The organism is Streptomyces niger, from assembly GCF_000718305.1.
Taxonomy (GTDB): domain Bacteria; phylum Actinomycetota; class Actinomycetes; order Streptomycetales; family Streptomycetaceae; genus Streptomyces; species Streptomyces niger.
Genome location: NZ_JOFQ01000008.1, coordinates 584,700 through 611,429, shown reverse-complemented (window position 1 = coordinate 611,429; position 26,730 = coordinate 584,700). Strand labels below are relative to the sequence as shown.

The window sequence follows — 26,730 nt, the reverse complement described above, 5'->3', positions numbered from 1 at the left end:
GCTGGAAGGCATTAGGGCTCGGCGGGGTCGAAGTGGCCCGATGTGGGCCTGCGGCACGGGGTGAGAACGTGCCGGTGGGCCCGCCCGAAGAGGGTGGGCCCACCGTTCAGGCGACCGCGTACGGGCAGCTCAGGGCCGCTCCGACGCCGGGTCAGCCGTTGCGCTTCCAGCGCGGCTTGTCCGCACGGCGGTCGAAGGACCGGCCGCCGGCGTTTCCGCCGCGGTGGTCGTCGCGGCGGTTGTGCGGACGACGGTCGTTGTCGCGGTCGCGACCGAAGCGGTCGTCCCGGCGGTCGCGGTTGAACGGGCGGTCGCCGCCACGGTGGTCACGACGCTCGAAGGGACGGCCACCACGGTCGTCGCGACGGAAGCCGCCACGGTCGCCACCGCGGTCGTTGCGGTCGTTGCGGTCGAAGGAACGGCCACCACGGTCATCACGACGGTCACGGCCGAAGCCACCCCGGTCGCCGCCACGGTCGTTGCGGTCATTCCGATCGAAGGAACGCCCACCGCGGTCATCACGGCGGTCACGGCCGAAGCCACCCCGGTCACCACCGCGGTCGTTGCGGTCGTTGCGGTCGAAGGAACGGCCACCACGGTCGTCACGACGGTCACGGTTGAAACCACCGCGGTCGCCGCCACGGTCGTTGCGGTCGTTCCGGTCGAAGGAACGGCCACCACGGTCATCACGACGGTCACGGCCGAAGCCACCCCGGTCGCCACCGCGGTCACCGCCACGGTCGTTGCGGTCGAAGGAACGGCCACCACGGTCGTCACGACGGTCACGGCGCTCGTAGTTGCCCCGCTCGTCGCGGTACGTGGAGCGGCGCTGCGTGTCGTCGGCCTCGGCGGCGCGCGGGGCCTGGGCCGGCACCGACGCCTCGGGCTGCGCGGCGCTCTCCGCCTCGGCAGCGGCCTCCGCCTCGGCCTTGGCCTGCACCGCGGCCTCGGGGTCCTCGCCCCGCTCGCGCGCGGCCTTGGCGGTCAGCCGGTCGGCGTCCTCGCGCAGCTCGGCGGCGCGGCGCTGCAGCCGCTCCAGCTCGCGGGTCAGCTCCTGGACCTCGCGCTCGGCCTGCTTGGCGGAGTTCGCGGCCGACTCGGCCTGCACCTCGGTGAGCGAGCGGGCGCCGGTGATCCGGGCCACGTCCTCGTCGAACTGGCCGGCGCCGCCCACGATGTGGCGCGAGGCGTCCACGCCCGCGTCCTCCATGAGGCGGAAGATCTGCCGGCGCTGGTGCGGCAGGGCCAGCGACACGACCGTGCCGGACTGGCCGGCGCGCGCCGTACGGCCGGAACGGTGCAGGTAGTCCTTGTGGTCGCCGGCCGGGTCCACGTTCAGAACCAGGTCGATGCCGTCGACGTGGATGCCGCGGGCGGCGACGTCGGTGGCGACCAGGACGTTGACGTAACCGTCCTTGAAGTCGGCCAGGGTCCGCGTACGCGCGCCCTGCGTCATGCCGCCGTGCAGGGCGTCGGCGCGGACACCCGAGTCGCACAGCTGCTCGGCGACGCGGTCGGCGCCCAGCTGCGTACGGACGAAGATGATCGTGCGGCCCTTGCGGGCGGCGATGGCGGCCGTGACGGGCGCCTTGTCCTTCGGCTTCACGACCAGCACGTGGTGGGACATGGTCGTGACCGCGCCCTGGGCCGCGTCGACCTCGTGGCTGACCGGGTTGTTCAGGTAGCGCTTGACCAGGGTGCCGATCTCGTTCTCCATGGTCGCGGAGAAGAGCATGCGCTGGCCGCCGGTGGGGACCAGGTCCAGCAGCTCGGTGACCTCGGGCAGGAAGCCCAGGTCGGCCATCTGGTCGGCCTCGTCCAGGACGGCGACCTCGACCTCGTCCAGGGAGCAGGCGCCGCGGTTGATGATGTCGCGCAGCCGGCCCGGGGTGGCGACGAGGATGTCGACGCCGCGCTCCAGGGCGTAGATCTGGTTACCCATCGAGGTGCCACCGCAGACGACCTTCAGCTTGAGGCCGAGGACGTCGCCGTACGGCTGCAGCGCGTCGCTCACCTGCATGGCGAGCTCACGGGTCGGAGTGAGGATGACGCCGCGGGGGCGCTTCTTCTCGGTGCGACCGCCGGCCAGGCGGGTCAGCAGCGGCAGGCCGAAGGAGAGCGTCTTGCCGGAGCCGGTGCGGCCACGGCCGAGGATGTCGCGGCCGGCGATGGCGTCCGGGATGGTCGCCGCCTGGATCGGGAACGGGGTGGTGACACCGTTCTGCGCCAGCTTGCGGACGATCTTCTCGTCCAGGCCGAGATCGGCGAAGGTGATCTGCGGCTCTTCGGGGGCCTGCGGCTCCTCCGCGACGGCCTCGGCGGCCTCGGTCTGCGCGTCCTGGCTCACGGCCTGGTCGTCGTCGAGGAGGGCCTGCTCGTCGTGCGCGGGCAGGGCGGAGTGGTCAGTGGAAACGGACATGCGAAATGCGAAACCTTCCGGAGTCTCGGCACGCGCCCAAACTCCGTGTTGTTTCACAAACGACCGCCTCAATGCGGTCAGCCACGGTAAGGAGAGAACGCGCCACGCGGCGCGCTTCGCCCCCTTCGGTGAAGGGGATCCGGTGGGCGCCGGGCAAATGGGATCAAACGATCTACCACCATACGCACCCGGCCCCCCTGAAGGCAAATGCGGTGCCGGCAGGATTCTCCCGACACCGCTGGTCGTCCGGTTTTCGCTGCTCGAAGGCCGATCATCGCCCCTTGTGCGCGACCCGCTCGACACCACTGCGCGGATCCGCTCGACGCCTCGGTACAGGTCCCGCTCGACGCCCCCGTACGAGCCGCTCGACACTTCGGTACGGGTCCCGCTCGACGCCCCCGTACAGGCCGCTCGACACCTCGATACGGCACGGCCGTGCCTTCGTGCGGGATGGTCGCACCTTCGTACGGGGCGGCCGCACCTCCGTACGAAGCGGACGGCACCTCCGTACGCGACGGGCGGCACCTCCGTACCGGGCGGGCGGGCGGCGGTCCTACTGGGCGCCGTCGCTCCCGGGGTCCGAGGCGGAGGCCGGGGAGCCCGACTGCGGGTCGGTCTGCTCGGGGCTGCTCGGCGGCGGGTCCTGGCTCGGGGTGGGCGTCGGGTCCGGCGGCGCCGGGGTCGTACGGGAGGGGGTGGGCGTGGGCTTCGGGCGGCCGGTGGGGCGCGGCGGGGCCGGGCGGGGCGCGCTGCCCTTCGTCGGGCTCTCCGACCCCGGCCCGGCGCCGCTCGGGGTCCTGCTGCCGCCGGGCTCTCCGGGCGTGCTGTTCTCGTCGGCCGACGGCTCCTCGTCCCCCGAGGGCGTGCTGCGGTCCTCGTCCTCCATGGGGCCGGTGGAGCGGCCCATCCGGCGCGGTCCGGCGCCGGGCGCCTCGGCCGAGCCGCCGTCCGGCTGGGCGTCGCTGCCGTGGTGCCCGGCGGCCGTGCCGGAGGGCTTGGGCCTCGGCGGGTCGTCGCTGACGCTCATGCAGCCGGTGAGCGACATGGCGAAGGCGGAGGCCGCCGCGGCCACGGCGGCCGTCCGGGCCAGGGAGCGGGCCGTACGCGTCGCCGTACAGGGCAAGGCGGATCCGTCGGAGGAAGCGGGCGAGGCGGATCCGTCGGAGGAAGCGGGCGAGGAGGCGGAGGAAACGGAGGGCGGGAGCGGGCCGGGCGGCCCGGCAGCGGGGGGTGCGGGTTGGGGCGGGCGACTGGCGGGGAGCGAGCGACGCACGGACGGGACCTCCGGATCCGGAGCGGACACGCGGGACTGACGCCCTGCCCAACTCCCGCCGCCCACCGGAGGACACGCCCGGGACGCCCCCGGCCGGCCGAACCCCACGCGCCCCGGAGCACGGCGTGTCGCCCACCCCGGGCTGCGCGCCGGGCATCCGTGCCGGACGCCCGTCCTCAGGGGCCGCGGCCGCCCTCAGCCGTACCCGAGGGCGTGCAGCCGTTCGTCGTCGATGCCGAAGTGGTGGGCGATCTCGTGCACGACCGTGACCTCGGTCTCGGCCACCACGTCCTCCCGGGTGTCGCACATCCGCAGCGTCGGGCCCCGGTAGATCGTGATCCGGTCCGGCAGGACGCCCGCGTACCACTCACCGCGCTCGGTCAGTGGCGTCCCTTCGTAGAGCCCGAGCAGCTCGGGGTCGTCCGCCGGCGGCTCGTCCTCGACGAACACCGCGACGTTGTCCATCAGGCGGGTCAGCTCCGGCGGGATCCGGTCCAGCGCCTCGCTGACCAGTTCCTCGAACTCCTCGCGCGTCATCTCCAGCACGCGCCCATTGTGGGTCACGGGGTCGCTCGGGGCCCGGCCTCACGCCGGATGGGCCCCGTACGTTCCCGCGTGCACCCCGTAACCCCGCCCCCGCACGCGCGCCGGCACACGGCCACCACCTACGCCCACGAATTGCGCGTCCTCACCCACGTATGCCACAACCCCCGGCATAACGGGCCCTGCGGACGGGCATACGGCCACAATGGCCCGCACCGCGCCGTCCGGGGGGCCGTCCCCGGGCTCCTCCGTGCTCCGGCTGCTCCGTACCGCGTACGACCGCGTCCGGAGCGCCCCCGCCGCCGTCCTGCGGCACTACCGCGCCCACCACCAGGCCCCCACCTTCGCCCTGACGCACACCCCGCACCCGTACGCCCGCGCCCTCGGACTGCTCGCCGTGACGCTGCTCGGCGCCTGGCTCGGCCTGCTGATCGTCGGCAGCGTCCGGATCCCCGTCGGGCCCGTGGACACGACCATGGCGCTGCGCCCGTCCCTCAGCGGCGGCACGAAGATCAACGTGTCCCCGCTGGGCGCGCTGGACCTGCAGAGTCACCACGCCCCGATACGGCTGGACGTCGACGTCGACCAGCTGGACCCGGCACGCGCCCAGGAACTGGTCGACCACCCGGAACGGTTCTCCGGCCTCCAGGCCGAGGTCACCCGGGACGTCGAGCGCGGCACCGCCGACCTCGCCCTCCGGTCCTGCGTCGCGGTGGTCTCCGGGGCGACGGCGCTGGGCCTCGCGGTGTACCGCAGGCCCCGCCGCGCGCTGGCCGCCGGCGGCCTCGCCCTCGCGCTGCTCGCCGCCTCCGGGGGCGTCGCGTACGCCACCTGGAACCCCAAGTCCGTACTGGAACCCCGCTTCTCAGGGCTGCTGTCCTCCGCGCCCTCCGTGGTGGGCAGCGCCCGCTCCATCGTGAGCGAGTTCGACGTCTACCAGAAGGAGCTGGCCCGGCTGGTCACGAACGTCACCAAGCTCTACGACGCGACGTCCACGCTGCCCGCGTACCAACCGGACCCCTCCACGGTCCGCGTCCTGCACGTCTCCGACATCCATCTGAACCCGGCCGCCTGGCAGATCATCAGGTCCCTGGTGGAGCAGTACGACATCGACGTGATCGTCGACACCGGCGACACCATGGACCACGGCTCGGCCGCCGAGAACACGTTCCTGGACCCGATCGGCAGGCTCGGCGCCCCGTACGTCTGGGTGCGCGGCAACCACGACTCCATGAAGACGCAGAAGTACCTCGCGCAGAGCAAGAAGCTGAAGAACGTGAAGGTCGTGGACCAGGGCACCTCCGTGCGGGCAGGAGGGCTGCGCATCGTGGGCATCGGCGACCCGCAGTTCACCCCGGACCGCTCGGTGGCCCCCTCCGGGGACCGCACGGAACGCGCTGCGGGGCGGCGCCTCGCCGACTCCCTGCGCACCCTCTCCCGGGCGCGCACCCCGGCGGACATCGCGCTGGCGCACAACCCGGTCGCCGCGTCCGAGACCGACGGGCTGGTCCCCCTGGTGCTCGCCGGCCATGTCCACCACCGCGACAACCGGGTCCTGCCGAAGGGCACCCGGCTGATGGTCGAGGGGTCCACGGGAGGCGGCGGGCTGCGCGCGGTCGAGGGCGCGACACCCGAACAGGTGCAGGCCTCGGTGCTCTACCTGGATCGCGACTCGCGGCGCCTCCAGGCCTGGGACGAGATCACGCTGGGCGGGCTCGGCCTGTCGAAAGCCCAGGTCAGCCGCCATCTGCCGGCCGACAACCGGCCCGGCGCCACCCCGTCGTCCACTCCTTCACGGACCTCGCCGAGCCCCTCTCCGTAAACCGTTTTGGCGAACCGTCCCCCCATCCCATATGCTTCTCACGTCCCCGACGGCGCCGACAAAGCGCCCAGGTGGGCCATCAGCCCTCATCGTCTAGTGGCCCAGGACGCCGCCCTTTCAAGGCGGTAGCACGGGTTCGAATCCCGTTGGGGGCACGCAACACCCTGTGCGAGACTGGTGCTCGCACAAAGCTTGGTCCTGTGGAGCAGTTTGGAGTGCTCGCCACCCTGTCAAGGTGGAGGCCGCGGGTTCAAATCCCGTCAGGACCGCTGCAGTCTCTCTGGGACTGCGTGGCTGGGTAGCTCAGTTGGTACGAGCGTCCGCCTGAAAAGCGGAAGGTCGCCGGTTCGACCCCGGCCCCAGCCACTCCGTGAAAGACCCCGGGAAGTTCGCTTCCCGGGGTCTTTTCGTTGTGCCCACACCCAGGTCCGTGCCCACACCCAGGTCCGTGGCCACACCCATGTCCGTGCCCGCGTACGGATCTGGGCCGGGGGCCGGTCAGTGTGCTGCGTGGGCCGGGGTCGTGGGGCGGCCGCCGGGGTGGCGGTGGCGCCAGAGCCAGAAGACCGTGCAGGACAGCAGGGACCAGCCGGCCAGCACCAGGTACGGGAAGACGTGCTGGTGGCCGGGGAAGTAGACGGCGGTGTGCTGGGCGTTCACCGAGGCGCCCGGCGGCAGCCACCGGCCGATGTGGCCGAGCACGGACGGGAGCAGCGGCCAGGAGACCGCGCCGCCGGACGAGGGGTTGCCGAGCAGCACCATCAGGCCCCAGGTGGGCACCATCGCCCACCGCCCGATCAGGGTGTTGAACATCGTGAAGACCATGCCGGACGTGAACATGGTGAACGCCAGGATCAGCCAGGAGTGCACGAAGGGCAGGGTCAGCGCGCCGAGCAGCCAGTCGACGACCGCGGCGATGGAGAAGCCGCCGAGCAGGGCGTACGCGAGGGTGAACGCGATCCGCTCGGCCGGGTTGAGCCCGCGCGCGTGCACGCTCAGCTGGATCGCGCCGACGAAGCCGATGATCACCGCGGCCAGCGAGACGTAGAAGAGCGCCAGGCCGCGCGGGTCGCCGGGCTGCACCGGCTTGATGTCCTTGATCGTGACCGGCACGCCCGCCTTCTTGCCGACCTGCGGCGCGGCCTGCTGGAGCAGCTGGCTCACCGAGGCGCCCGAGGCGCTGGAGAGGTCCATCCGTACGCCCGAGCCGGCCACGCTGATGATCGTGAACGCCTGCTGCTCGTCGATCGCCTCGCGGGCCTGCGCGTACGTCCGGTACTCGTGCAGCTCCAGCGACGCGTTCAGGGCCTTCTCCATGCCCTGCACGAACGCCTTGCCGCGGGCGTCGTCCGGGGCGCCGACGAGGGCCGTGGGGATGCGGTGCGGGGTCGGCGCGGCCATGGAGTAGGTGTACGAGCCGGCGAAGAGGCCGGCGGCGGCCGCCAGGATGAAGATCAGGACGGTCGCAGGCAGGAACGGCGACTTCTTGAAGGCCACCCACTTCTCGGCCGCGGTCCGGGTCCTGGCGTGCGCCCCGTGCGCTTCGTGGGCGGCGGTCGAGCCATCGGCGGCGGGGCCTGCGCGGTCGGCGGGTGCTTCGCGGTCAGCGGGGCCTTCACGGTCGGCGGGGCCTTCACGGTCGGCGGGCGCTGCGCGGTCGACGGGCGCTGCGCGCTCGGCGGGCTCGGCGTCGTGATCATCGGGCATACGACCACGCTAAAGCACCCATCCCGGACATTCCCTGGGGCCTGCGCCGAGCATCCCGGACATTCCCCGCGGCCTGCGTCGAGGCCTGCGCCGGGCTCCGCCGAACGCCCGGATCCGGCCGCGTGCGGCCGTTCCGGGGGCCGCCCGGCAGCAATTCGTTCGCCAGTCGTTTCGGCAAGGTGAGATCCTGGATCGCGTATGTCCAGTCAGCCTGCCTCCGCCGCGCCCAGGGGCGCCACGCCCAAGGGTGCTCCCGCCCTGCCCGCACTCCTGGCGCAGCTGCCCGAGCTGATGCTGCGTGACCAGCAGCGACTCGGCCGCCGTCTCGACGGCGCGCGCCGGATCCGCAAGCCCGAGGCGCGGGCCGCCGTGCTCGCCGAGATCGCCGAGGGCGTCGAGGAAGCGCAGCTCCGCGTCGAGCAGCGCCGGGCCGCCGTTCCGGAGATCACGTATCCGGAGCAGCTGCCGGTCAGCCAGAAGAAGGACGACATCCTGGAGGCGATACGCGACCACCAGGTCGTGATCGTCGCGGGTGAGACCGGCTCCGGCAAGACGACGCAGATCCCGAAGATCTGCCTGGAGCTGGGCCGCGGGGTGCAGGGCCTGATCGGCCACACCCAGCCCCGCCGGATCGCCGCGCGTACGGTCGCGGAGCGGGTCGCCGAGGAGCTGAAGACCCCGCTGGGCGAGGCGGTCGGCTGGAAGGTCCGCTTCACCGACCAGGTCGGCGGCGACACGCTGGTCAAGCTGATGACGGACGGCATCCTGCTCGCCGAGATCCAGACGGACCGCGAGCTGCGCCAGTACGACACGATCATCATCGACGAGGCGCACGAACGCAGCCTCAACATCGACTTCCTGCTCGGCTATCTGGCGCAGCTGCTGCCGAAGCGGCCGGACCTGAAGGTCGTCATCACCTCCGCGACGATCGACCCGGAACGGTTCTCCCGACACTTCGGGGACGCCCCGATCATCGAGGTCAGCGGGCGCACGTACCCGGTGGAGGTGCGGTACCGCCCACTCCTGGAGGAGGGCGGGGACGACGCCGACCGGGACCAGGTCAGCGCCATCTGCGAGGCCGTGGACGAGCTGCACGCCGAGGGCCCCGGCGACATCCTGGTCTTCCTCTCCGGCGAGCGGGAGATCCGCGACACCGCGGACGCGCTGACCAAACGCCTGAACCGGGGCGGCGCACTGGCGCGCGAGACCGAGGTGCTGCCGCTGTACGCGCGCCTGTCGCACGCCGAGCAGCACCGCGTCTTCCAGCGGCATTCGGGGCGGCGGATCGTTCTGGCGACGAACGTCGCGGAGACCTCGCTGACGGTCCCCGGCATCCGGTACGTCATCGACACCGGCATGGCCCGCATCTCGCGCTACAGCTACCGCACGAAGGTGCAGCGGCTGCCGATCGAGCCGATCTCGCAGGCCAGCGCCAACCAGCGCAAGGGCCGCTGCGGCCGGCTCAGCGACGGCATCTGCATCCGGCTGTACTCGGAGGAGGACTTCGAGTCACGGCCGGAGTTCACCGACGCGGAGATCCTGCGCACGAACCTCGCGTCGGTCATCCTGCAGATGACGGCGGCCGGCCTGGGCGACATCGAGAAGTTTCCTTTCATCGACCCGCCGGACCGCCGCAACATCAAGGACGGCGTGCAGCTCCTCGAAGAGCTGGGCGCGATCGACCCGAAGCAGAAGTCCCCCCAATCGGGCAAGAAGGAGCAGCGGCTCACGCAGATGGGCCGGAAGCTCTCCCAGCTGCCGGTGGACCCGCGGCTCGCGCGGATGGTCCTGGAGGCCGACCGCAACGGCTGCGTACGCGAAGTCATGGTCATCGCCGCGGGGCTGTCCATCCAGGACCCGCGCGAGCGGCCCGCCGACAAGCAGCAGCAGGCCGACCAGCAGCACGCCCGCTTCAAGGATGAGACCAGCGACTTCCTGGCATACCTGAACCTCTGGCGGTACGTCAGGGAGCAGCAGAAGGCGCTGTCCTCGTCGGCGTTCCGCCGCATGTGCCGCAACGAATTCCTGAACTACCTGCGGATACGCGAGTGGCAGGACATCTATACGCAGCTGCGCACGGTCGCCAAGACGATGGGGATCCACCTCAGTGAGCAGGACGCGGCCCCCGAACACATCCACACGTCGCTGCTTGCCGGTTTGCTGTCGCATATCGGGTTGAAGGACACGGACGCGAAGAACGAGTACCTGGGCGCCCGGAGCGCCAAGTTCGCGGTCTTCCCCGGTTCCGCGCTTTTCAAGAAGCCGCCGCGCTGGATCATGTCGGCGGAGCTGGTCGAAACGTCCCGCCTGTGGGCGCGGGTGAACGCGAAGATCGAGCCCGAGTGGGTCGAGCCGCTCGCCCAGCACCTGGTGAAGCGGACCTACAGCGAGCCGCACTGGGAACAGAAGATGGCCGCGGTGATGGCGTACGAGCGGGTGACGCTCTACGGCGTACCGATCGTGGCCCAGCGCAAGGTCAACTACGGCCGGATCGACCCCGAGACCTCGCGCGACCTGTTCATCCGGAACGCCCTGGTCGAGGGCGACTGGCGGACCCACCACCAGTTCTTCCACGACAACCGCAAGCTGCTGGGCGAGGTCGAGGAGCTGGAGCACCGCGCCCGGCGCCGCGACATCCTCGTCGACGACGAGACGCTGTTTGATTTCTACGACCAGCGGATTCCCGAACATGTCGTATCCGGGGCGCACTTCGACTCCTGGTGGAAGAAGAAGCGCAAGGAGGAGCCCGAACTCCTCAACTTCGAGCACTCGATGCTCATCAACGAAACCGCCGAGGCCGTCACCAAGGACGACTACCCGGACTCCTGGCGGCAGGGGAAGCTGAAGTTCAAGGTCACGTACCAGTTCGAGCCGGGCGCCGACGCGGACGGCGTGACCGTCCACATCCCGCTCCAGGTGCTCAACCAGGTCTCCGCCGAGGGCTTCGACTGGCAGATCCCGGGCCTGCGCGAGCAGCTGGTGACCGAGCTGATCCGGTCCCTGCCCAAGCCGATCCGGCGGAACTACGTCCCGGCGCCGAACTTCGCGGCCCGCTTCCTGGACGAAACGGTGCCCCTGCAGGGCGCGCTGACGACGTCGCTGGCCGCGGGGTTGCAGCGGATGGTCGGCGTGCCGGTCGAGGCGGCCGATTTTGATCTGTCGAAGGTGCCGGACCACTTGAAGATCACCTTCCGGGTGGTCGACGAGCGGCGGCGCAAGCTCGCCGAGGCCAAGGACCTCGAAGCGCTGCGGCTGAAGCTCAAGCCCAAGACCCGGGAGGCCATCTCCAAGGCCTTCGAGCAGGCGGCCCAGAAGCAGGCGACGCAGCAGGGCGGCCGGCCCGGCAAGGAGGGCGCGGCCGCCGGACCGGCGGGCCTGGAGCAGCGCACCGGGCTGACCTCCTGGACCCTCGGCACGCTGCCGCACACCTTCGAGACCCGGCGCGCCGGCCAGCCGCTCAAGGCGTACCCGGCCCTGGTGGACGAGGGTTCCTCGGTCGCCGTACGGCTCTTCGACACCGAGGCGGAGCAGCGGAGCGCGATGTGGGCCGGCACCCGCCGCCTCATCCTGCTCAACATCCAGTCCAACCCGGCCAAGTTCGCGCAGAGCAAGCTCACCAACCAGCAGAAGCTGGCGCTCTCCAGCAATCCGCATGGCTCGATTCAATCGCTCTTCGACGACTGCGTGACCGCGGCGGCCGACCGGCTGATCGCCGCGCACGGCGGCCCGGCCTGGGACGAGGAGGGGTTCAAGAAGCTCTTCGACGCGGTGCGGGCCGACCTGGTCGACGCCACGATGAAGACCGTCCAGCAGGTGCGCGAGGTGCTGGCCGCCTGGCAGGCGTGCGAGCGGCGGCTGAAGGACACCACCTCCCCGGTACTGCTGTCCTCGGTCACGGACGTCAGGGAGCAGCTGGCCGCGCTCATCAAGCCGGGCTTCGTCACCGCGCACGGCGCCAAGCGGCTGCCGGACCTCATGCGGTACCTGGTCGCCGCCGACCGCCGGCTCCAGCAGATGCCCGCCAACGCCGAACGGGACCGCTCCCGGATGGCGAAGGTGAAGGAGATGCAGGACGAATTCGGCTGGCTGCTGGAGCAGTTCCCGGCGGGGCGGCCGGTGCCGCAGCAGGCGCTGGAGATCCGCTGGATGATCGAGGAGCTGCGGGTGAGCTACTTCGCGCACGCGCTGGGCACGGCGTACCCGGTGTCCGACAAGCGCATCGTGAAGGCGGTGGACGCGGCCGCGCCGTAGGGCTCCGGGCCCGACGCGCTGTGCGCCGGGTCACGGCCGGGGGCCTACCGGGGCCTTCTCCGGCAGCGAGTTCGACCGCACCCCCTGACCTGCTGTAGAGTCTTGCTTCGCAGGCACCCGAGAGGGCGCCGGCGACAAGGTCCTGTGGAGCAGTTTGGAGTGCTCGCCACCCTGTCAAGGTGGAGGCCGCGGGTTCAAATCCCGTCAGGACCGCAAGCAGAGGGCCCGCATCCGATCAGGATGCGGGCCCTTTCGTCGTACGCGGCGTCCGGACGCGAACGAATTCCGACCTCCTCCCCCCGGCGGACGCGGTTCCGCGCCTTTTCTCCCGACCCTTGACCACGGCACCTGCCACCGGTACTCACGAAGAAGAGCCGGGGAGGTGCGGCGATGGCGGCAGCGGGGAGGCACGCGACCGGCGCACTGCTCCGCGCGCATCTGTCCGCCGCCGCGCGTTTCCGGCACGCCACCGTGCGCTGTCCGGTGTGCCGCCGGCTGCTGCGGCTGGCGCTCGACCGCGTTCCGGACGCCCCACAGACCAAGATCGTCTCTACGGGGTCTTCTGCGGCCTCTCCGGTCGCCACCCTCTCTTCCTCGCCCAGGACCGCCACCGCGGCCCGTACGCGGCGCGTGACGCCCTCCTCGCGACCGTCGGCGCTCCGGACGGCCCCCCGCGCCGCCACCTCCGCACGCGTACTGCGGAGCAAGGACGAAAGTCCGTTGCCCCGATGACCAATGACGCCTCCGTCAGCGCCCGTGCGGTGAGAGGCTGTTGGTACGGGACGAGGCTGCTGTGCACTACCGCAGCGGGTGCCACAGGGACAACCAGTGACTCCTGTGACGGGTGTCACCGTACGAATTTTGGGATCGACGGAACTTACGCCCTGCCTACAGGTGGTCAATTTAATATGTGCAATTGCACCGCCCACCCGGCAGTCCCACGGCTGTACCGGCGAGTACCGGGACCGCTACCTGAGAGTCCCCTGTGGGCGGTGACCAAGAGCTACCGCCCAGGGCGCGGATCCGCCGAGGACGTGACCGGGGCCGGCGCGAAGCGGCGAACCGAAGGCCGCACGAACACACAAAAAAGATCGCGCTGGACCCGGCGGAGTCCAGCGCGATCGATGACGTACCCATGTGCTGCGGGCGTGGGGCCTGTTGGGGCAGGCACCGCGTCATAAGGAGCTATGTGGTGCTCTATGGGCATCAGGCGGGTTGGGGGACCCAAAAATGCCCGGTTATGCGGTTTTTCAGGCCTCGCTGCGCTGCTGCGGGATACCCGCGAGCAGTGCGCGGACCTCAGCCTCGCGGTAGCGCCGATGTCCACCGAGCGTACGGATGGACGTGAGCTTGCCTGCCTTGGCCCAGCGGGTCACCGTCTTCGGGTCGACACGGAACATCGTGGCGACCTCGGCAGGGGTAAGCAGCGGCTCGGCGTCAGGGGTGCGAGCGGTCATGAGCGGCCTCCTCGGGAGAACCGAACCATCACGGTTCTTTCCTCTAAATTCTGCACCTTGACCCGCGTTGCCCGAAATGGCGGACGCGGGCCGAGTCGGTTATAGGACGAACGGCTTGTCCTCGGCACTACAACTACACCATCTGTCCAGCCGCGTCGGCCAAACCGATGGAATTGCCCTCTCAGGTGTTCAACCTCGGCGGAAGCCGATGGACCGTGCCATAACGGACAGTCACGCCTCTGTGACGATCAGTCACAACGTGATCAGGCGTCACCAGTCCCACCAAGGAGTGCAATACCGATCTATCCGCCCTTAGTTGGACGGAAGGAGCCCCGGTCAGGCTCCTTGTCCTATTTTGGCACGAGGGTGGTAGTTGGTGGCAAGGCCCGAAGTCAGTGCTTTAGGTCACTGTTTTACGGTTTGGCCCGGATCGGGACCTACGTCCCGTACCTCCGCACCAGGACACCGTAAACCGACAGCACCGCACAGAAACCCCTCAATCACCGCACTGGGACTGCCTGGCGACCCTCGCCCTCGGGCATGCGCCGGCGCGCCCACCGGAGGCGCACAACGGGGGCGCGCGTCGTCACCACGCGTGCCTCCGAAAATGATCACCCAATGCCCGACGGTCAGCTCGCGTACTGCCGCTCCCGGACCTCACGCCAGCGGTCCGACAGCTTTTCGTACGCCGCGCCGGCGCGCTCCCCGTCGCCCTCGCGCAGCGCCGCGAGCCCCTCCGCCACTTCCGCGGCGGAACGGTCCTCGGCCAGCTGCCCTTCGGGGACGGCGTGCACCAGTCCTCCGTAGTCCAGCTCGACGAGGGCACGTGGGTGGAATTCCTCCAGCCAGCGCCCCACATCTACCAGGCCGTCGATCAGCGGCCCCTCGTCGAGAGCGTCACGGAGCGTGCGCAGTCCGCGGGCGACCCGGCGCCTGGCCTCGACCATCGGCGTCCGGTAACGCAGTACGAGCCCTTGGTCACTCTTCGTGTACTCCCGCTCGGCGTCGGCGAAGAGCACGAACCAGCGCACCGGCACGTGCCAGGTCGCCGTGCGGATCCAGGGGCGCGCGTCGGGGTTGCGATCCAGCCACCGCTCGTAGTCGGCGGCGGCCTGCCGGCGCACCACCGGCGGCAGGGCGGCGTCCAGCACCGGGCCGGGAAGCCGCTCGGGCAGCTCCTCCAGCGCCTGCCAGCCCCGCAGCCGCGTCCGCCAGGGGCACACGCACGTCACGCCGTCCACATCGGCGATGAACGCGTCGCCGCTCTCGTGCACGGGCACCGCCACGGGCGGGGTCGGCAGCAGGTCGGCGAGCGAGCGCCGCAGCTCGTCCTGGGCGGTGGGCACGGACTCCCGCTTGGCGTAGCGCGCCCAGTGGGAGCGCTCCGGCTCGGGGAACGCTGCCAGCGGTTCGTAGACCCGTAGATACGCCGCGTACGGGACCATCACCGATGACGCCAGGGCCACGCCCGCTCCATTCTTCTGTCGGTCCGCCGGCGGTGGACCGTGAGGGAAGTCCGCCACAGGGAGTCTGCCAAGCAGGGGCGCGTCACCGGGAGTTGCCTCCCCGCGAGCGGCCCGGCATGCGCAAATCGTCCCATGCCCGTCCCCCACTAAGGGGTGATCCTCCGCACTGTGCCGATCAACGGCCGGCGGAGGTCATACGCTGCCCTCGACCGGCCCTCCCCCCGCTTCCCCTGCCACAAGCGGGGGGAACGATTCGAGGGCGTCCACCGCGACTATGGGAGTCACTACCGTGACCGACGTACGTCCCTCCTCCGCGCACTCCGTGCCGGAGGTTTCCGCAGCTCACACTGCGACCGCCAGCGGTGTCCTGCACACGCTGTTCCGGTCCGACCAGGGCGGCCACGAGCAGGTCGTGCTCTGCCAGGACAGCGCCAGCGGACTGAAGGCCGTGATCGCGCTCCACAACACGGCGCTCGGCCCGGCTTTGGGCGGCACCCGATTCCACCCGTACGCCTCCGAGGACGAGGCCGTACTGGACGCGCTGAACCTGTCCCGCGGCATGTCGTACAAGAACGCGCTCGCGGGCCTGGACCACGGCGGCGGCAAGGCTGTGATCATCGGCGACCCCGAAGCGATCAAGACCGAAGAGCTGCTGCTCGCCTACGGCCGTTTCGTGTCCTCTCTCGGCGGCCGTTACGTCACGGCCTGCGACGTCGGCACGTACGTCGCCGACATGGACGTCGTCGCCCGGACCAACCGCTGGACCACCGGCCGCTCGCCGGAGAACGGCGGCGCCGGCGACTCCTCCGTCCTCACCGCGTACGGCGTCTTCCAGGGCATGCGCGCGGCCGCGCAGCACCAGTGGGGCGACCCGAGCCTGCGCGGCAGGAAGGTGGGCATCGCGGGCGTCGGCAAGGTCGGCCGCCACCTCGTCGAACACCTGCTCGAAGACGGGGCAGAGGTGGTCATCACGGACGTACGGTCCGAATCGGTGGATCGAATTCTGGCCAATCACCCGGAGGTCCGCGCGGCCGCCGACACCGAGGCGCTGATCCGCATGGAGGGCCTCGACGTGTACGCGCCGTGCGCGCTGGGCGGCGCCCTCAATGACCACTCCGTACCGGTTCTGACCGCGAAGGTGGTCTGTGGCGCGGCCAACAACCAGCTCGCCCATCCGGGCGCGGAGAAGGACCTCGCCGACCGCGGAATCCTTTATGCACCCGACTATGTGGTCAATGCGGGCGGCGTCATCCAGGTGGCGGACGAGTTGCACGGATTCGACTTCGACCGGTGCCGGATGAAGGCCGGGAAGATCTTCGACACGACACTTTCAATATTCGCTCGTGCGAAGGAGGACGGCATTCCGCCAGCCGCGGCGGCCGATCGGCTGGCCGAACTGAGGATGGCGGAGGCCCGCTCGGCGTGATCCACGCCACCCGCAAGGGCCCTCGGTGATGACCGTGGGGTTCCTACAGCGACACGCTCGGTGGGTGGTGAAGGAGACATCCCTCACCACCCACCGGCGGGTCGCCGGACATGACACGTTAAAATCGCAGCTGACCAGCGGGTACGGGGCGTCCCGCGAGTCATGCCGGGCGGCCGGTGGTGCGGGCGACGTACCGTATGGCCGCGGAAGCAGGTACCGTTAAAGCCCTACGGGCCGGACTCTCCGTCGAGAGTCCGCTCTGAATCATGAACGCGTGTCAAGACTCTGGGGCCGTCGAGCCCCGTCGTTGAGGGGGTCGAGCCATGGGGCGCGGCCGGGCCAAGGCCAAGCAGACGAAGGTCGCCCGCCAGCTGAAGTACAACAGCGGTGGGACTGATCTCTCACGCCTGGCCGAAGAGCTGGGTGCATCGCCGCAACAGCCGGCACAGCAGCCGCCGAACGGTGAGCCGTTCGAGGATGACGAGGACGACGACCCGTACGCACGGTACGCCGACCTGTACAACAACGATGACGATGAGGAGGACGAGGGCGACTCGTCCGACCACCGTCGTCGCGCCTGACGCCGACGCGCGCTCAAGGCAGCCACAGCAGCATCACGGACCCGGTCCGGCGCATAGCCCGGACCGGGTTCTGTGCTGCCCTGCGGGAGGCGGCGGGCGTCAGCTCGCGTAGTCACCGGTCAGGGCCACGGCCTCGGCGTGGTCGCCGCGCTCGACGATCTCTCCGCTGACCCAGGCCTCCATGCCCCGGTCCGCGAGGGTGGCGAGCGCCACGTCCACCGACTCCTGGGGGACGACGGCCATCATGCCGACGCCCATGTTCAGGGTCTTCTCCAGCTCCAGGCGCTCGACCGAGCCGGCCTTCCCGACCAGGTCGAAGACCGCGCCGGGGGTCCAGGTGGAGCGGTCGATCGTGGCGTGCAGCCCGTCCGGGACGACCCGCGCGAGGTTGTTCGCGAGGCCGCCGCCGGTGATGTGCGAGAAGGCGTGCACCTCGGTGGTGCGGGTCAGCGCCAGGCAGTCCAGCGAGTAGATCTTGGTGGGCTCCAGCAGCTCCTCGCCCAGGGTGCGGCCGAACTCCGCCACCTCCTGGTCGAGCGCCATGCCCGCCCGGTCGAAGAGCACGTGGCGAACGAGCGAGTACCCGTTCGAGTGAAGACCGGAGGACTCCATGGCAATCACCACGTCACCCTTACGGATGCGATCCGCGCCCAGGACGCGATCCGCCTCGACCACGCCCGTACCGGCGCCGGCGACGTCGAAGTCGTCCTCGCCGAGCAGGCCCGGGTGCTCCGCGGTCTCGCCGCCGACCAGCGCGCAGCCGGCCAGCACACAGCCCTCGGCGATGCCCTTCACGATGGCCGCCACCCGCTCGGGGTAGACCTTGCCGACGCAGATGTAGTCGGTCATGAACAGCGGCTCGGCGCCGCAGACCACCAGGTCGTCCACGACCATGCCGACCAGGTCGTGGCCGATCGTGTCGTACACGCCCATCTTGCGGGCGATGTCGACCTTGGTGCCCACGCCGTCCGTGGCGGAGGCGAGCAGCGGGCGCTCGTACCGCTTGAGGGCGGAGGCGTCGAAGAGGCCGGCGAAGCCGCCGAGGCCGCCCACGACCTCGGGGCGGGTGGCCTTCTTGACCCACTTCTTCATGAGGTCGACGGCGCGGTCGCCCGCTTCGATGTCGACGCCCGCGCTCGCGTAGCTGGCACCGGCAGGAGTTTCAGCAGACATGGCTGAGAGCTTTCGTGTCGTCTTGCAGGGGTTCTACGGGCGACGCAGCGCGTCGGCGCCGCCGACCCCGGCGGTGAGCGTCTGAACGCCGTCCACGTCGGACGTCGTCCGGCCCTCGGTCTCCGACTCCAGCAGGTGCTTGCCCAGCAGCTCCGGGTCCGGCAGGTCCATCGGGTACTCGCCGTCGAAGCAGGCGCGGCACAGGTTCGGCTTGGCGATCGTGGTCGCCTCGACCATGGCGTCGATGGAGATGTACGCGAGCGAATCGGCACCCAGCGACTTGCCGATCTCCTCGACCGAGAGACCGTTGGCGATCAGCTCGGCGCGGGTGGCGAAGTCGATGCCGAAGAAGCACGGCCACTTGATCGGCGGGGAGGAGATCCGGACGTGCACCTCGGCGGCGCCGGCCTCGCGGAGCATGCGCACCAGGGCGCGCTGGGTGTTGCCGCGGACGATCGAGTCGTCGACGACCACCAGGCGCTTGCCGCGGATGACTTCCTTCAGCGGGTTCAGCTTCAGCCGGATGCCCAGCTGGCGGATGGTCTGCGACGGCTGGATGAAGGTCCGGCCGACGTAGGAGTTCTTGACCAGTCCGGAGCCGAAGGGGATGCCGCTGGCCTCGGCGTAGCCGACCGCGGCCGGCGTGCCGGACTCCGGAGTCGCTATCACCAGGTCCGCGTCGGCGGGCGCCTCGGCGGCCAGCTTGCGGCCCATCTCCACGCGGGAGAGGTAGACGTTCCGGCCCGCGATGTCGGTGTCGGGGCGGGCGAGGTAGACGTACTCGAAGACGCAGCCCTTGGGGCGGGGCTCGGCGAAGCGGGTGGTCCGCAGGCCGTCCTCGTCGATGGCGACCATCTCGCCGGGCTCGATCTCCCGGATGAAGCTGGCGCCGCAGATGTCCAGCGCCGCGGTCTCGGAGGCGACCACCCAGCCGCGCTCCAGGCGGCCGAGGACCAGCGGGCGGATGCCCTGGGGGTCACGGGCCGCGTAGAGGGTGTGCTCGTCCATGAAGCACAGCGAGAAGGCGCCCATGACCTTGGGCAGGACGCGCGGAGCGGCCTCCTCGACGGTCAGCGGCTTGCCGTCCTCGTCGACCTGGCCGGCCAGCAGCGCCGTCACCAGGTCGGTGTCGTTGGTGGCCGCGACCTGCGTCGCCCGGCCGCCCTCACGGGGCAGGTCGGCGACCAGCTCGGCCAGTTCGGCGGTGTTCACCAAGTTGCCGTTGTGACCCAGCGCGATCGAGCCGTGCGCGGTGGCACGGAAGGTCGGCTGGGCGTTCTCCCACACGGACGCACCGGTGGTGGAGTAGCGGGCATGGCCCACGGCGATGTGGCCCTGGAGAGAGCCGAGGGAGGTCTCGTCGAAGACCTGCGAGACGAGACCCATGTCCTTGAAGACCAGGATCTGTGAGCCGTTGCTCACTGCGATGCCCGCAGACTCCTGCCCGCGGTGCTGCAGCGCGTACAGCCCGAAATAAGTGAGTTTGGCGACCTCTTCTCCCGGGGCCCAGACACCAAAGACGCCGCAGGCGTCCTGGGGACCCTTCTCACCAGGGAGCAGGTCGTGGTTGAGTCGTCCGTCACCACGCACATCAGGAAGTCTAGGGCAGGTACGGGATTCATCCGAACCGGGGATGGCCGCCGGGCTCCGGCATGTGCTTGACGTGAACACCTGATCACCGCCAGGATCCAGGACCGTGCAGACCCCGCAGCTCTTGGTGCAGCGCCGCCATGTCGACCTCGGTCGCGTCGCGAGCGCCATCTGTCGCTGCCGCTGAGCGCGCCTCTCGCGCGCCCCTTCCGCCGCGCGCCTTTCTGTACGTCCCGTACACCGCCGCGCCGCCGCTCCCCGGCTTCCCCCGGCTCCGCCAGCCTGTCGTCGCACCCACTCTGACCAGGCAGAACGGCCCGCCGTAGGGCGCCGTCGGCGGCCGTTCGAGCGGGCCGCGCCTTCTTGATCGCCGCCTTACATGGGGTGAGAAGCGTCACTTCCCGGCCATCGCGTACGCGGGCGGGGGTGATGTGAGGCATTTACGGGGGTTTCTGGTCGAGGTCGCGGCGCGCATGCCGCCCTTTTCCCGCCAGCAAAGGACACCCGTTCGTGACGTCGCCCGACGCGCAGCACCCCGACATGTCCGACACCGCCCGCCGCCCCCTCTCCCGCCGGACCTTCGGCGGCCTCGCCGGAGCCGGCGCCGCCGCGCTCGGCGGGCTCTCCACCCTCGCCGCCGGCACGGCAGCGGCCGCGGAACCCGCGGCGCCGGCCGCCTTCCAGGAGCGGCCGTTCCGGGCCGCGACCGACCGGTCCGCACGCCGCCCGAACATCCTCTTCATCCTCGGCGACGACCTGGGCTGGGCCGACCTCTCCTCGTACGGCTCGCCCGACATCCGCACCCCGCACCTGGACCGGCTGGCCCGCCAGGGCGTCCGCTTCACCCAGGCCTACGCCGGCTCCGCGACCTGCTCCCCCACCCGCTTCTCGCTCTACACAGGGCGGTATCCGGGCCGGACGGAAGGCGGCCTCGCCGAGCCCATCGCCGACCGCGGCGTCGGCCTGGACCCGCACCACCCCACCCTCGCCTCGCTGCTCCGCGACGCGGGCTACGCCACCGCCCTGATCGGCAAGTGGCACTGCGGCTACCTGCCGGATTACAGCCCCACCAAGTCCGGCTGGGACACCTTCTTCGGCAACCTCGGCGGCGCCCTGGAGTACTACTCCAAACTGGGGCCGGCCGGGGAGTACGACCTGTACGAGGGCGACGCCCGGTACAAGGACCTGCGGTACTACACCCGCATCCTCACCGAACGGGCCGTCGACCACGTCACCGGCCGCGCCGGGCAGCAGGCGCCCTGGCTGCTCAACCTGAACTTCACCACCCCGCACTGGCCGTGGATCGCGGACGGCGACGAGGCCGAGAGCGCGAAGATCACCGCCCGGATCAGAGCCGGCGAGAAGGGCGCGCTCAACCACCGCGACGGCGGCTCGCTGAGCAAGTACAAGGAGATGGTCGAGGACCTGGACCGCTCCATAGGCCAGGTCCTGGACGCGCTGCGGCGCACCGGGCAGGAGCGCGACACCCTGGTCTTCTTCGCCAGTGACAACGGCGGCGAACGCTGGTCCCACCAGTGGCCGCTGTCCGGGAACAAGGCGTCCCTCCAGGAGGGCGGCATCCGCGTCCCCACGATCGTCCGCTGGCCCGCCCGGCTGGACGCCGGCCAGGTCAGCCACGAGCCGGTGTACACCCCGGACTGGACCGCGACCCTGCTGGAGCTCGCCGGCGCCCGGCCCGACCGCCGCTACCCGCTGGACGGCACCAGCCTGGCGGGCCACCTGCTGCGCGGCGAGCAGCTCCCCGCGCGCGACCTCTTCTGGCGGGTACGGGGCGAGCGGGCGCTGCGCCGCGGCGACTGGAAGTACTACCGCGGCAAGGGCGGCACCGACCAGCTGTTCCACCTGACGGCCGACCCGCGCGAGCAGGCCGACCGGGCAGGCGCCGAAAAGGAACTGCTCCGGGAGCTGCGCACGGCCTGGGAGCGCATCGACGCCACGCTGCTGCCCTACCCGACCGCCTGACGGTCGGAGCCCCGGCCCGTACCGGTCAGGACAGCACCGGCAGGTACGGGCCGAGGTCCGCGCGCTCGCCGCTCGCGCTGACCGCCGCGGCTGCCAGCTCCGCCGCCCACTCCGCACGGCCGGTGGCCAGCCGCACCCAGGTCAGCGGGTTGGTCTCCACGACGTTCGGCGGGGTGCCGCGGGTGTGCCGGGGGCCCTCGACGCACTGCACGACGGCGTACGGCGGGATCCGCACCTCCACCGACCCGCCCGGCGCCTTCGCGGCCAGCGAATCGGCGAGCAGCCGGGTCGTGGCGGCCAGCGCCTGCCGGTCGATCGGAAGCTCCTTGCCGAGCGCGTCGGCCAGGTCGTCGGTGTGCACGACCAGTTCCAGGCAGCGGGTCACCAGCAGGTCGCCCAGCCGCATCGCCCCGGGCCGTGGGATCGCCATCAGCCGGTCGTCCTCGGCCTCCGGTACCAGCGCGGCGTACCGCTCGGCCGCCCGCTCCAACAGCGCGACCGGGTCCTCCTCGGCGGCCATCGCCCGCACCCGCTCGTCGACGGCGGCGGCATACACGGCAGGCGCGAACGGCCACTCGACGAGCTGCACTTCCTGCTTGGCCGCGGCGGGGCGTTCGAGGGCGGCGGGTACGTGGTCGACCGCCATGGCGAAGTGGGCGACCAGCTCCCGTACGGTCCAGTCGCCGAGCCGGGTCGGGCGGGCGAACTCCTCGGTGGTCAACGTCCGTACGACGTCCCTCACATGACCGAGCTGCGCGGTCACCGCGGCACGGGTCTTGGCGGAGTCGTAACTGCGGGGACGCTTCTTCACAGGAGGCATGGGCGCGAGCCTAACCGCAACGCGCCGCGGCCCCACCGGGAATTCCCGGTGGGGCCGCGGTACTGCCGGTCAGGCGCGGACGATCAGGCGAAGATGCCCGGGATCGTGTCCTCGTGCGCCCTCCGCAGGTCGCTCAGCGCGATGCTGAACTGGCCCTGCACATCGAGCGTGTCGCCGTCGACGACACCGATCCGGGTCGCCGGGAGACCGCGCGCGCCGCACATGTCGGTGAAGCGGAGCTCCTCGCTGCGCGGCACGGAGACGACCGCACGGCCCGCGGACTCGGAGAACAGCGTCACGAACGGGTCCTGGCCTTCCGGGATCACGACCCGGGCGCCCTTGCCGCCCTTGAGGCAGGACTCCACCAGCGCCTGGACCAGACCGCCGTCGGACAGGTCGTGCGCCGCGTCGATCATGCCGTCGCGGGACGCCGAGATCAAGATCTCGGCGAGCAGCCGCTCGCGCTCCAGGTCCACCTTCGGCGGCAGGCCGCCCAGGTGATCGTGGATCACCTGGGCCCAGGCCGAGCCGCTCAGCTCGTCGCGGGTGTCGCCCAGCACGTAGAGGAGCTGGCCCTCCTCCGCGAAGGCGACCGGGGTGCGCCGGGCCACGTCGTCGATCACGCCGAGGACGGCGACGACCGGCGTCGGGTGGATGGCGGCCTCGCCCGTCTGGTTGTAGAGCGAGACGTTGCCGCCGGTCACCGGCGTACCGAGCTGCTGGCAGCCGTCCGCGAGACCGCGGATGGCCTCGGCGAACTGCCACATGACGGCCGGGTCCTCGGGCGAGCCGAAGTTCAGGCAGTCCGAGACGGCGAGCGGCTTGGCGCCGGTCGCGGCCACGTTCCGGTACGACTCCGCGAGCGCCAGCTGCGCACCGTGGTACGGGTCCAGCTTCGCGAAGCGGCCGTTGCCGTCCGTGGCGATGGCCACGCCGAGGCCGGACTCCTCGTCGATGCGGATCATCCCGGAGTCCTCCGGGCTGGCCAGCACGGTGTTGCCCTGCACGAAGTGGTCGTACTGGGAGGTGATCCAGGACTTGGAGGCCTGGTTCGGGTGCGCCACCAGCTTCAGGACCTGCTCGCGCAGCTCGTCGCCGTTCGCCGGGCGGGCCAGCTTCGCGGCGTCGTCGCCCTGCAGGGCGTCCTGCCACTCGGGACGGGCGTACGGACGCTCGTAGACCGGGCCTTCGTGGGCGACGGTCCGCGGGTCGACGTCGACGATCTTCTCGCCGTGCCAGTAGATCTCCAGCCGGTCGCCGTCGGTGACCTCACCGATGACGGTGGCGGTGACGTCCCACTTCTCGCAGATCTCCAGGAAGCGGTCGACCTTCGCCGGCTCGACCACCGCGCACATGCGCTCCTGCGACTCGCTCATGAGGATCTCCTCGGGCGAGAGCGTGGAGTCGCGCAGCGGCACGTCGTCCAGCTCGACGCGCATGCCGCCGGAGCCGTTCGAGGCCAGCTCGGACGTGGCGCAGGAGATGCCGGCGGCGCCGAGGTCCTGGATGCCCACGACCAGCTTCTCGGCGAACGCCTCCAGGGTGCACTCGATGAGGAGCTTCTCCTGGAAGGGGTCGCCGACCTGGACGGCGGGGCGCTTCGACGGCTTGGAGTCGTCGAAGGTCTCGGAGGCCAGGATGGAGGCGCCGCCGATGCCGTCGCCGCCCGTCCTGGCCCCGTACATGATGACCTTGTTGCCCGCGCCGGACGCCTTGGCGAGGTGAATGTCCTCGTGCCGCATGACGCCGATGGCACCGGCGTTGACCAGCGGGTTGCCCTGGTAGCAGGCGTCGAAGACGACCTCGCCGCCGATGTTGGGCAGGCCCAGGCAGTTGCCGTAGCCGCCGATGCCCGCGACCACGCCCGGCAGGACGCGCTTGGTGTCGGGGTGGTCGGCGGCGCCCATGCGCAGCGGGTCGACCACGGCGACCGGGCGGGCGCCCATCGCGATGATGTCGCGGACGATGCCGCCGACGCCGGTCGCGGCGCCCTGGTACGGCTCGACGTACGAGGGGTGGTTGTGCGACTCGACCTTGAAGGTGACCGCGAAGCCGTTGCCGACGTCCACGACACCGGCGTTCTCGCCGATGCCGACGAGCAGCGCGTCGGTCTCGGGGGCCTTCTCACCGAACTGGCGGAGGTGAACCTTGCTGCTCTTGTACGAGCAGTGCTCGGACCACATGACCGAGTACATCGCGAGCTCGGCGCCGGTCGGGCGGCGGCCGAGGATCTCGCGGACGCGCTCGTACTCCTCCTGCTTCAGGCCCAGTTCGGCCCACGGCTGGTCGGTGTCCGGGGTCTCGGCCGCGTGCTTGACCGTGTCCAGCGTCATGCGTTGACCAACTTCTTCAGGATCGAGGTGAAGAATCCGAGCCCGTCGGTGCCGCCGGCACCGATCAGCGGCTCGACAGCGTGCTCCGGGTGCGGCATGAGGCCGACGACATTGCCGGCCGCATTGGTGATACCGGCGATGTCGTTGAGCGAGCCGTTGGGGTTCACGTCCAGGTACCGGAAGGCCACGCGGCCCTCGGCCTCCAGCTCGGCGAGCGTGCGCTCGTCGGCGACGTACCGGCCGTCCATGTTCTTCAGCGGTACGTGGATCTCCTGGCCCTGCTCGTAGTCCACGGTCCAGGCGGTGTCCGCGTTTTCCACGCGCAGCTTCTGTTCACGGCAGATGAACTGCAGGTGATTGTTCTGCAGCATCGCGCCGGGCAGCAGATGCGTCTCGGTGAGGACCTGGAAACCGTTGCAGATGCCCAGGACGGGCAGGCCCGCCTTCGCCTGCTCGATGACGGTCTCCATGATGGGCGAGAAGCGGGAGATCGCTCCGGCCCGGAGGTAGTCGCCGTAGGAGAAGCCGCCGGGCAGCACCACGGCGTCGACCTGCTTGAGGTCCTTGTCCTTGTGCCACAGCGGCACGGCCTCGGCGCCGGCGAGCCGGACCGCGCGCTGGGTGTCGCGGTCGTCCAGCGTGCCGGGGAAGGTGATGACTCCGACCCGAGCACTCATGAGGTGGCTCCGGCGGGCTCGTCGACCCGTACGACGAAGTCTTCGATGACGGTGTTGGCGAGGAAGGTCTCGGCCATCTCGCGGATGCGGGCGAGGGCGGCGTCGTCGACCGGGCCCTCCACCTCCAGCTCGAAACGCTTGCCCTGACGTACGTCCGAGATGCCCTCGAAGCCCAGACGCGGCAGTGCACGCTGCACCGCCTGTCCCTGCGGGTCGAGGATCTCGGGCTTGAGCATGACGTCGACTACGACGCGTGCCACTGGCACTCCCGGTTGTGTGGTGCGGCTGGGTTTATCCGGGGACACCCCGGACCCCGACTCGGTTCCTTCACAGTACCTTGCCGAAAAATCTACGCGCATAGATCTGTAGGCGATCGATCACGTACCGGTATCGACGGTTGTGAACACCCGGGAAAAATCCTCGAAAAGATCGGCAGTCCGGATTGCGCGGTGACACGCTGAGGAAATTAACTGGGCTTCCCAATGCATTGCCCATCGCTGTACAAATGAAAAAGCATTGATCCCTGACATCCGGATCTGCCGCATCTCCCCATGTCAGCACCGAGATGCTGCACGAAAGGACCGATATCCGTGGCGCAGCGCGTAGTGGTCACGCTCTCCGATGACATCGACGGCGGAGAAGCCGCAGAGACGGTCACCTTCGGTTTGGACGGTAAGACGTACGAGATCGACGTCAATCCCGCCAATGCGGAGAAACTCCGCGAGGTGCTCGCACCGTACGTCGAGGCCGGTCGCAAGCGTGCGAAGTCCGGCAAGGCCTACCGCCACACCTCGGTGGCGGCCGACCCCGCAGCGGTACGGGCGTGGGCCCGCTCGCACCACATGGAGGTGCCACCGAGGGGCCGGATCCCGAAGAAGGTCTACGAGGCGTTCGAGGCCGCCAACAGCTGACGGCCCGTGACCGCCCGCACCCCCGCGCCGGGGTGCGGGCGGCCGGACCGACGGGACCCGTGCCGGCCGGCCGGCACCGGCTCCGCAGCCCCGCGGACAGCGGACTTGCGCGGCACCCCCCTTGATCAGCTAAAGTCTGGAGCACGCCGAGGGGCGAGGCCGAGAGGCCGGGCCCCGAGGAGTCATGCGGGTGTAGCTCAGTAGTAGAGCGCCCTCTTTCCAAGAGGGAGGCGCAGTGTGCAATCCCTGTCACCCGCTCTGACAGTCTCGACCAGTCCTCCGGATCAGGTAGAGTAGC

General features: G+C 70.6%; 20 protein-coding genes and 5 tRNA genes. 13 read left to right on the top strand and 12 right to left on the bottom strand.

The annotated features are described in order from the left end of the window. Positions 1-151: 151 nt before the first annotated feature. From IF20_RS19145 to IF20_RS19135, 3 genes are all read right to left on the bottom strand, one after another. On the bottom strand, positions 152-2,419 hold the full coding sequence (locus IF20_RS19145) for a DEAD/DEAH box helicase (RefSeq protein ID WP_052866382.1): 2,268 nt from the start codon (positions 2,417-2,419) through the stop codon (positions 152-154). Positions 2,420-2,972: 553 nt separating this feature from the next. Next, on the bottom strand, positions 2,973-3,542 hold the full coding sequence (locus IF20_RS39245; RefSeq protein ID WP_199896651.1) for a hypothetical protein: 570 nt from the start codon (positions 3,540-3,542) through the stop codon (positions 2,973-2,975). Between the two features lie 345 nt (positions 3,543-3,887). Then, positions 3,888-4,238: a metallopeptidase family protein gene (locus IF20_RS19135; protein ID WP_052866380.1), complete on the bottom strand. Its 351-nt coding sequence runs from the start codon at positions 4,236-4,238 to the stop codon at positions 3,888-3,890. A 202-nt stretch (positions 4,239-4,440) separates the two neighbouring features. Here IF20_RS19135 and IF20_RS19130 point away from each other — a divergent pair, with 202 nt between their 5' ends. The 4 genes from IF20_RS19130 (at position 4,441) to IF20_RS19115 (ending at position 6,423) form a co-directional block, all read left to right on the top strand. Next, positions 4,441-6,057 carry a metallophosphoesterase family protein gene (locus tag IF20_RS19130; RefSeq protein WP_052866379.1) on the top strand — a complete coding sequence of 539 codons (1,617 nt, stop codon included), beginning with the start codon at positions 4,441-4,443 and terminating at the stop codon, positions 6,055-6,057. A gap of 82 nt (positions 6,058-6,139) precedes the next feature. Next, positions 6,140-6,212: transfer RNA gene (locus IF20_RS19125), tRNA-Glu, on the top strand. Between the two features lie 39 nt (positions 6,213-6,251). Next, positions 6,252-6,326 (top strand) — tRNA-Asp (locus IF20_RS19120). Between the two features lie 23 nt (positions 6,327-6,349). Beyond that, positions 6,350-6,423 (top strand) — tRNA-Phe (locus tag IF20_RS19115). 132 nt (positions 6,424-6,555) lie between these two features. Here IF20_RS19115 and IF20_RS19110 read toward each other — a convergent pair. Beyond that, complete coding sequence (locus IF20_RS19110) at positions 6,556-7,764, bottom strand: ABC-2 transporter permease (RefSeq protein ID WP_234426713.1); 1,209 nt, start codon at positions 7,762-7,764, stop codon at positions 6,556-6,558. 198 nt (positions 7,765-7,962) lie between these two features. On the opposite strand from IF20_RS19110, the gene hrpA reads away from it, so the two are divergent. The 3 genes from hrpA (at position 7,963) to IF20_RS40015 (ending at position 12,747) form a co-directional block, all read left to right on the top strand. Then, entirely contained in the window at positions 7,963-12,015 is a 4,053-nt protein-coding gene (hrpA, locus tag IF20_RS19105; protein ID WP_052866378.1) for an ATP-dependent RNA helicase HrpA, read from the top strand. Positions 12,016-12,153: 138 nt separating this feature from the next. Then, positions 12,154-12,228: transfer RNA gene (locus IF20_RS19100), tRNA-Asp, on the top strand. 177 nt (positions 12,229-12,405) lie between these two features. Continuing rightward, positions 12,406-12,747: a DUF6274 family protein gene (locus IF20_RS40015; protein ID WP_110944307.1), complete on the top strand. Its 342-nt coding sequence runs from the start codon at positions 12,406-12,408 to the stop codon at positions 12,745-12,747. 518 nt (positions 12,748-13,265) lie between these two features. Here IF20_RS40015 and bldC read toward each other — a convergent pair. Both bldC and IF20_RS19090 read right to left on the bottom strand, forming a co-directional pair. Then, positions 13,266-13,472 carry a developmental transcriptional regulator BldC gene (gene bldC / locus IF20_RS19095; RefSeq protein ID WP_003949541.1) on the bottom strand — a complete coding sequence of 69 codons (207 nt, stop codon included), beginning with the start codon at positions 13,470-13,472 and terminating at the stop codon, positions 13,266-13,268. Between the two features lie 629 nt (positions 13,473-14,101). Beyond that, positions 14,102-14,938, bottom strand: coding sequence for a hypothetical protein (locus IF20_RS19090; protein WP_052866377.1), 837 nt, complete (start codon positions 14,936-14,938; stop codon positions 14,102-14,104). A 274-nt stretch (positions 14,939-15,212) separates the two neighbouring features. Between IF20_RS19090 and IF20_RS19085 the strand changes: the two genes are divergently transcribed. Together IF20_RS19085 and IF20_RS19080 are read left to right on the top strand one after the other, a co-directional pair. Beyond that, a complete protein-coding gene (locus tag IF20_RS19085) occupies positions 15,213-16,364 on the top strand; it encodes a Leu/Phe/Val dehydrogenase (protein WP_052866376.1) in 1,152 nt (383 codons plus the stop codon). Positions 16,365-16,687: 323 nt separating this feature from the next. Then, complete coding sequence (locus IF20_RS19080) at positions 16,688-16,945, top strand: DUF3073 domain-containing protein (RefSeq protein ID WP_052866375.1); 258 nt, start codon at positions 16,688-16,690, stop codon at positions 16,943-16,945. A gap of 99 nt (positions 16,946-17,044) precedes the next feature. On the opposite strand, the gene purM is transcribed toward IF20_RS19080, so the two are convergent. Together purM and purF are read right to left on the bottom strand one after the other, a co-directional pair. Beyond that, positions 17,045-18,118: a phosphoribosylformylglycinamidine cyclo-ligase gene (purM, locus tag IF20_RS19075; RefSeq protein WP_052866374.1), complete on the bottom strand. Its 1,074-nt coding sequence runs from the start codon at positions 18,116-18,118 to the stop codon at positions 17,045-17,047. A 33-nt stretch (positions 18,119-18,151) separates the two neighbouring features. Beyond that, the gene (gene purF, locus IF20_RS19070) at positions 18,152-19,708 is read right to left on the bottom strand and encodes an amidophosphoribosyltransferase (RefSeq protein ID WP_407702522.1); all 1,557 of its coding nucleotides are present in this window, start codon (positions 19,706-19,708) and stop codon (positions 18,152-18,154) included. 106 nt (positions 19,709-19,814) lie between these two features. Here purF and IF20_RS40905 point away from each other — a divergent pair, with 106 nt between their 5' ends. After that, positions 19,815-19,895: a putative leader peptide gene (locus IF20_RS40905; RefSeq protein ID WP_407702527.1), complete on the top strand. Its 81-nt coding sequence runs from the start codon at positions 19,815-19,817 to the stop codon at positions 19,893-19,895. Between the two features lie 353 nt (positions 19,896-20,248). After that, positions 20,249-21,691 carry a sulfatase family protein gene (locus IF20_RS19065; RefSeq protein WP_052866485.1) on the top strand — a complete coding sequence of 481 codons (1,443 nt, stop codon included), beginning with the start codon at positions 20,249-20,251 and terminating at the stop codon, positions 21,689-21,691. 25 nt (positions 21,692-21,716) lie between these two features. Here the strand turns inward: IF20_RS19065 and IF20_RS19060 are convergent, their stop codons facing one another. The 4 genes from IF20_RS19060 to purS all read right to left on the bottom strand — a co-directional run bounded on the left by IF20_RS19060 (position 21,717) and on the right by purS (position 25,781). Next, on the bottom strand, positions 21,717-22,511 hold the full coding sequence (locus tag IF20_RS19060; protein ID WP_052866373.1) for a maleylpyruvate isomerase family mycothiol-dependent enzyme: 795 nt from the start codon (positions 22,509-22,511) through the stop codon (positions 21,717-21,719). An 83-nt stretch (positions 22,512-22,594) separates the two neighbouring features. Further along, a complete protein-coding gene (gene purL / locus IF20_RS19055) occupies positions 22,595-24,844 on the bottom strand; it encodes a phosphoribosylformylglycinamidine synthase subunit PurL (protein WP_052866372.1) in 2,250 nt (749 codons plus the stop codon). Further along, on the bottom strand, positions 24,841-25,521 hold the full coding sequence (gene purQ / locus IF20_RS19050) for a phosphoribosylformylglycinamidine synthase subunit PurQ (RefSeq protein ID WP_052866371.1): 681 nt from the start codon (positions 25,519-25,521) through the stop codon (positions 24,841-24,843). The genes purL and purQ overlap by 4 nt, the downstream gene beginning before the upstream one ends. Next, the gene (gene purS, locus IF20_RS19045; protein ID WP_052866370.1) at positions 25,518-25,781 is read right to left on the bottom strand and encodes a phosphoribosylformylglycinamidine synthase subunit PurS; all 264 of its coding nucleotides are present in this window, start codon (positions 25,779-25,781) and stop codon (positions 25,518-25,520) included. The genes purQ and purS overlap by 4 nt, the downstream gene beginning before the upstream one ends. Positions 25,782-26,111: 330 nt before the next feature. On the opposite strand from purS, the gene IF20_RS19040 reads away from it, so the two are divergent. Together IF20_RS19040 and IF20_RS19035 are read left to right on the top strand one after the other, a co-directional pair. Beyond that, complete coding sequence (locus tag IF20_RS19040) at positions 26,112-26,432, top strand: histone-like nucleoid-structuring protein Lsr2 (protein ID WP_052866369.1); 321 nt, start codon at positions 26,112-26,114, stop codon at positions 26,430-26,432. A gap of 186 nt (positions 26,433-26,618) precedes the next feature. Then, positions 26,619-26,690: transfer RNA gene (locus IF20_RS19035), tRNA-Gly, on the top strand. Positions 26,691-26,730: the final 40 nt, after the last annotated feature.